The organism is Mesorhizobium sp. M2A.F.Ca.ET.039.01.1.1, assembly GCF_003998035.1.
GTDB lineage: Bacteria > Pseudomonadota > Alphaproteobacteria > Rhizobiales > Rhizobiaceae > Mesorhizobium.
Genome location: NZ_RZRY01000761.1, coordinates 1 through 2776 on the forward strand (window position 1 = coordinate 1; position 2776 = coordinate 2776).

3 protein-coding genes and 1 pseudogene are annotated in these 2776 nt (G+C 64.5%); 1 reads left to right on the plus strand and 3 read right to left on the minus strand.

The window, feature by feature from the left end; genetic code table 11:
- Positions 1-609, plus strand: a pseudogene (locus EOA24_RS33245) (hypothetical protein); the annotation flags it as partial.
- Positions 610-669: 60 nt separating this feature from the next.
- On the opposite strand, the gene EOA24_RS33250 reads toward EOA24_RS33245, so the two are convergent.
- From EOA24_RS33250 to EOA24_RS33260, 3 genes are all read right to left on the minus strand, one after another.
- The gene (locus EOA24_RS33250) at positions 670-969 is read right to left on the minus strand and encodes a CcdB family protein (RefSeq protein ID WP_126080766.1); all 300 of its coding nucleotides are present in this window, start codon (positions 967-969) and stop codon (positions 670-672) included.
- A complete protein-coding gene (locus EOA24_RS33255; RefSeq protein ID WP_126080767.1) occupies positions 969-1211 on the minus strand; it encodes a type II toxin-antitoxin system CcdA family antitoxin in 243 nt (80 codons plus the stop codon). The genes EOA24_RS33250 and EOA24_RS33255 overlap by 1 nt, the downstream gene beginning before the upstream one ends.
- A gap of 60 nt (positions 1212-1271) precedes the next feature.
- Positions 1272-2776: ATP-binding cassette domain-containing protein (locus tag EOA24_RS33260; RefSeq protein ID WP_127410539.1), on the minus strand; the 1505-nt coding region annotated here is incomplete at its 5' end.

A 2776-nucleotide genomic window follows, 5' to 3' on the forward strand; every position in this document is an offset into this window, starting at 1 on the left:
GCTGCAGCCACCGCGCCGGCCACACCCGCGCCGGCGACCGCCGAGGCGACCGTGCCGGTCGGACAGAAGGCGATCTTCTATGAGGAGCGCACCAGCACCCAGCAGGGCACGGCCGAGCCCGGCAGCATCGTCTGGTCGCTGGTCCAGGAATCGCCCGGCGGCGACCTGCCGCCGGAACCGGCGATCCGCGCCGAAGCGACGATCCCCGGCAAGAACATCCAGCTGCGCATGACGATCCGGCGCAACACCGACCAGACCCTGCCGGCCAGCCACATCATCGAGATGATTTTCCTGACGCCGGAAGGGTTTGACGGCGGCGGCGTCGACAACATCTTGCGCATCGCCATGAAGAGCTCGGAGCAGGACGCCGGCAGCCCGCTGATCGGCATCCCAGCCAAGATCGCCGACGGCTTCTTCCTCGTCGCGCTCAACGACACCAAGGCCGACGAGGACGCCAATCTGACGCTGCTTCGGGGACAGTCCTGGATCGACGTGCCGGTGGTCTACAAGACCGGGCGCCGCGCGCTGCTCACCATGGAAAAGGGCATCCCCGGCGAGAAGGTCTTCGAGGAGGCGCTGAAGGCCTGGGCGGCGAAGACGTCGGGGTGATGAGCAATTCCAGGAAAAGTGTGAGCCGTTTTCCGTCCGGAATTGCGTAAGGCAGGCGCCTTAAAAGCCTTGAAAGAGCATATCGAGCGCCGCCACGATATCGTCGTGGCGGCTCATGAGATTGGTTCGATTTTCGCCGAGTTCGGTTGCGGCAACCGTCGCGATTAGGTGGGTGGCCATCACCATCTTCCGGCCGTTGATCTCAAAGACCGGATGCAGCTTGCGCATTGGCGAAGGCGCCGAGGTCAGTGGCAGAAGCGGAACGACCACCCGCGTCTTGAAGTGGTCGAGCAGGTCGGACTGAACGTCGAGCAGATAGCCGCCTTCGATGCCGCTGGCGAAGACGTCATAGCGCGCCATCAGAATTGCCGATGTTCGGCGAGTGGGATGCCGTGCTTGTCGACATAGTCGTTCCAAGCGTCTATCGTCGCACGGTTCTCAAGCTTCCATAGCCGCGTTTTTTCCGCAGCAACCGCTTCCGATATACCGGCCTCCGCAGCCCGTGATACATTCACGTTGAGCCCCTTGGCTTCCGCCATGAGCTGCGAATCGATCGACAGATTAGCTGGCTGGCGATTTGCGTTCGTTGCAATCTTGCGCATGACAGTCACCTCGACATGCGCATACTTTATGCGCATCGGTGCGTCAGCGCAATGAGGGTGCTATCCCTCCATCTCCTCACGCAGTATCTCCAGCTCCAGCCACTCCTCCTCGAGCGCGGCGAGCGTCGTGCGCTCCTTGTCGAGCGCGGCGATGGTCTTCTGGAACGAGACGGGATCGCGTTCGTAGAAGGCGGGGTCGGCGATGTTGTTCTCCAGCCTGGCGATTGAGGCTGTCACCGCTTCGATCTTCTTGGGCAGGGAATCCAGCGCGAACTTCTGCTTGAACGAGAGCTTTTTCGCCGGGCCTTTGGGTGCGGCTTGTTCGGCCTTCGGCGAAGCCTCGGCGGCCTCGGCTTTCGATCTTGCCTTGCGGTCTTCCAGCTTCGAGCCGCCGCGCTGCGCCAGCATGTCTGAATAGCCGCCGGCATATTCGATCCAGCGGCCGTTGCCCTCCGGCGCGATCACGCTGGTGACGGTGCGGTCTAGGAAATCGCGGTCGTGGCTGACCAGGATGACAGTTCCGGAAAAGCCCGCGACCAGTTCCTGCAGCAACTCCAGCGTCTCCATGTCGAGGTCGTTGGTCGGCTCGTCGAGCACCAGAAGGTTCGCCGGGCGCGCCAGCACGCGGGCCAGAAGAAGGCGCGCGCGCTCGCCGCCGGAAAGCTCGCGCACCGGCGTGCGCGCCTGCTCCGGCTTGAACAGGAAATCCTTCATGTAGGAGACGACGTGGCGCTGCTCGCCATTGACCAGCAGGTTCTCGCCGCGCCCATCGGTAAGGTAATGCGCCAGGGTTTCGGCCGGGTCGACGGCCTCGCGCTTCTGGTCGAGTGTGGCGATCTCCAGGTTGACGCCGAGCCGCACGCTGCCGGCATCCGGCGCGAGCTCGCCGGTCAGCATCTTCAAAAGCGTCGTCTTGCCGGCGCCGTTGGGGCCGACCAGGCCGACGCGGTCGCCGCGCTGGATGCGGGTCGAGAAACCCTTGACCACGGTGAGGTCGCCAAAGCTCTTGTCGATGCCCTTGGCCTCGATCACCAGCTTGCCGGATTCGGCGGCGTCGCTCGCCACCATGGTGGCGATGCCTTCGGCGCCGCGGTGGCTGCGGAAGCGCTGGCGCATCGTCTGCAATTCGCCGAGGCGGCGCATGTTGCGCTTGCGTCTGGCGGTCACGCCGTAGCGCAACCAATGCTCCTCGCGCACGATCTGGCGGCCGAGCTTGTGCTGCTCGCGCTCTTCCTCCTCCAACACCTGGTCGCGCCATTCCTCGAAATGGGCAAAGCCCTTGTCCAGCCGTCGCGTCTGGCCGCGATCGAGCCAGACGGTGGCGCGGGTGACGCGTTCGAGAAAGCGGCGGTCGTGCGAGATCAGGATCACCGCCGAAGAGGTGCGGGCAAGCTCCTCTTCCAGCCATTCGATCACGGAAAGGTCGAGATGGTTGGTGGGCTCGTCGAGCAGAAGGATGTCGGGTTCCGGCGCCATGACGCGCGCAAGCGCGGCGCGGCGCGCCTCGCCGCCAGACAGGTCGCCCGGCTTCTCCTCGCCGGTGAGGCCGAGATGCTCCATCAGAT